Genomic DNA, 3,502 nt, shown 5'->3' with positions numbered 1-3,502 from the left:
TCGCTTATGGAGTGGCTTGAGGCTACGGATATAGATGATCATAGGCCGGAGGTGGCCGACCATCTGCATGTTTTTATTATTGATAATGCTAAAACTCTCTTGTCTGATGCTGATTTTTGTACGGTTACTAAGGCTAATGATGGAGAAAATCAGGATGACCTGATCAAGGTAATTCCTAACGCAAATACTGGCGGAACAGGCGGCTTTAGCCGAGGGATGATGGAGGCGATAGATAGGAAAGAAACTCTTGGGCTTACGCATCTATTGATGATGGATGATGATGCGGTTTTTGATCCGGAGCTGTTCGTCCGTTTATATGGTTTTTTGAGCTGTCTGAGGGAGGAGTACAGGGAGATCACTGTTGCCGGTGCTCTTATGAGAGAAGATTTTCCTTATATTCAGCACGCTGCAGGGGAGTGGTATGGACAGTTCAAGGTCCATAATGATCATATAATGGCTGATATGAGAGAGTTTTCGACTTGTACTTCTGATTGGATGACTAGCGCAGACGATACAAAGAACATTTATGGTGCTTGGTGGTGTTGTTGTTACCATATGAATGCAATTACTAAAGAGAATCTGCCGTTGCCTATTTTTGTCCATCATGATGATATTCAGTTTGGATTAAAGCAAATGGACAGAGGAATAGTATTCCTAAACGGTATCAATGTCTGGCATCAGGGATTTGAGCTGGTTTTTCCTGATGTTAAGCAATACTACAATATGCGTAATACACTGATAACGTCCATATTATATGAACCGGAATATCTTAAAAAGCATGTGAAAGCGTGGGCTATTAAAAGGTACATTGGCATGCTCATAAGCTATAGGTATGGAGATTGCGACTTTGTATACCGGGGGCTTATGGACTTCCTGCGGGGAAAGAGCTGGCTCATGGCCAGTGATCCGGAAGTACTGCATAAAGAGCTTATGGCTTCTTATGCTGCCAGATGCCCTTTTGCAATAAAAGATAATGTAAAGAATTCCATGAAATATGATGTAATTAGTATTACTTCAGAGGAACTGAGAAATTACTATACTCATACTAGGTTCAATTCATCGTTATTTAAAAAGATCTCTTTTAATGGATGGTTTCTTCCAGCAGATAATGAAATAAAGGTGATTACTCCGTTGGATTCGCCCTGGGAAACCTATAGACACAAGAGGGTGCTATTATATGAACCTGCGACAGGAAAAGGTTGCATAATGAAACGAAGCAATAAAGAATTTATTAAGGGCTTACTTCGCGTGATAAAAATGGCGGTTGCTGTCGATGTATGGAAGCTTGGAGGGGGGATTTGGTGACACTTAGTAAAATTGTATTTTGCCATAAATAAACCGATCTCCAAATGTTAGTTTTTGGTCTAACCTTTGGGACCGGTACATTTTAAGGTCGTTTTTGATCTGCGAAAAGTGTATGAATAAATAGTCAAACTCAGGTATGTCTGCGTGCAGAATCGTGTAAGAATTATCCTACTTTGCTTCTTGTATTCCGTTGTCTTCGAGAAGCTTTCTTAGGCGTGCAATCTCATTGGCTTGAGCGGTGTTTTCATTAGCTAGATTTTTGAGCTGTTCATCTTTTTCAGATATTATACTGTTTAGCTCTTCTCTTGCAGAGTTTTCTCCTTCGGCATATGAAGTGGCAAGTTGCTCGCGATATCTGCGACGGCCTTCCAGAAGTTCTTTAGTTTGGTCATCTGTGTTAAGTTCTAAAATCAATTGGCCCACCTCCTGCATAACAACATCTTCCTTAGCAATGGCCTTATACTCTTCCCAGGTAGTGGCTTTGAAAAGTTTGGCCCAGTAGACAAGATTATTGGCCTTGTCTTCTTCAGTTGCTGTATCTATGTGGTTTAATTGTAGCACGTTTATGCCAAAATCTGTAGAGTAAGGTTCATGAGTTTTGGTATTCATCAGAAGGTATTTGGAATAGAACTGGTTATTATTTCCTAGTAAATCCTTATCTGTTATGCAGATATGGGTTGTTGGTTTGAGAAGGGCATAGTTATCACCTTCTCCGATTGAGTCATAGGCGCGGCACAAATAGAGTATAGATCGCGGAATCCAGTATGAATCCATGTACATCTGTAGCTCAATGTTTATGACTCTGTTGTCATTAAGTACAAGTTTGAGATCCATTACTGTTTCTTTCAAATTGCCGTTAAGGTCAATTGGGTTTTTGACTTCTATTTTCTCCACTAAATCTATAGCTATGCCTAATAGGGCACATACAAGGCTGACAAGTGCCTTTTCAGATTTTTGCATTACATAGTGGAAGACGAGGTCAACTACAAGTGGAAAGTGAATACCACCAGTTGCGTTTTCGTAGGATGTTGGTTTCATTTTTTTGTTGTAAAATCCTTTCTGCATGCCGGAAAATAGTGGCATTAGTTATTATCAAATCCTATAACACTTGCGCAAGTATCTTTGGATAATGCGGCGTGACAACGCCATGACAGCAATTAGCTGTAAGTATGTGATCAGAAGTGAACACGCTTGCTATGTTAGCATGGAATTTACACGATGTATAGACCTAAAATTCTTAAGATTTTTTGTATATCGGTAATGCGTTTATACTGTTACAATGTTTCAATCCTTACATTAGGAATTAATCCTTGAACAATACTTTTGCATATGCTATCCTAGACAAGCTGTAAAAATCTTTACAGCATCTTTTTTCCAATCTGGAGAGGCGGAGCAGTTCTTGCAAATGCCAATTTCATTGATGGAGAGAATATATTTTGAAGGAGGCATATGTATATGCAAGAAGACAACAAAGACAAAAAGGCATCACCACTTTATTCAGAATTTGCTTATGATGATGCATACAGGACAATGGAGACGGAGTGCGATGATATTGTAATTCCATTTGTGAATTATTTTTATAATGAGAATTATGATAACACTGCCAAGATCACAAGACTAAGGAATGAGCATTTTGTGGAGCATGCTGATCAGTCTGATGAGAAGAGAATTACTGATTCACACTTCGAGATCACACAAGATGATGTTAGTAAGAATTATCATTTGGAATGTGAAAGTAGACCGTATGATCAGTCTATTCTTGTAAGGATATTTGAGTATGATACTCAGACTGCTCTAGATAAGAGTAAGAGTGAGGGTAATGTTCTAAGAGTAAGATTTCCTTATACAGGACTAATCTTATTGAGAACATCGTCAACATCGCCGGATAGAGCAGAAATCATAATTGAGACGCCTAATGGAGAAGTGAACTACGACGTTAGGATAATAAAGGTCTCTGATTTTTCTATTGATAGTATATTTGAGAACCGCCTGTATATGATGATTCCATTCTACATTTTTAATTTTGAGAGTGAGTTTAAGGCAATCAATGAAGATGCAGACAGAACCGAAAAGTTAGCGGATGTGTTTAGGAATATTATTGATGTTACAGTTCAGACCCTAGCTTGAGATGAGAAGACCGGTAGACTACACTTGATTCATCAAGTCGATCTACCGGCCTTTTGTCTATCGAAGATCT

3 protein-coding genes are annotated in these 3,502 nt (G+C 38.8%); 2 read left to right on the top strand and 1 reads right to left on the bottom strand.

Going from position 1 to position 3,502, the window contains the following annotated elements; genetic code table 11:
- Nucleotides 1-1,305: glycosyltransferase (locus BLO53_RS18785; RefSeq protein ID WP_143003291.1), on the top strand; the 1,305-nt coding region annotated here is incomplete at its 5' end.
- Between the two features lie 168 nt (nt 1,306-1,473).
- On the opposite strand, the gene BLO53_RS18780 is transcribed toward BLO53_RS18785, so the two are convergent.
- Nucleotides 1,474-2,388, bottom strand: a complete 915-nt coding sequence (locus BLO53_RS18780) for an Rpn family recombination-promoting nuclease/putative transposase (protein ID WP_092065224.1) — start codon at nt 2,386-2,388, stop codon at nt 1,474-1,476.
- Between the two features lie 372 nt (nt 2,389-2,760).
- Between BLO53_RS18780 and BLO53_RS18775 the strand changes: the two genes are divergently transcribed.
- Complete coding sequence (locus BLO53_RS18775) at nt 2,761-3,432, top strand: hypothetical protein (protein ID WP_092065221.1); 672 nt, start codon at nt 2,761-2,763, stop codon at nt 3,430-3,432.
- Nucleotides 3,433-3,502 lie beyond the last annotated feature (70 nt).

It is taken from the genome of Butyrivibrio sp. INlla14, from assembly GCF_900102515.1.
GTDB lineage: Bacteria > Bacillota > Clostridia > Lachnospirales > Lachnospiraceae > Butyrivibrio.
This window is presented reverse-complemented; position numbering and strand designations above follow the sequence as displayed.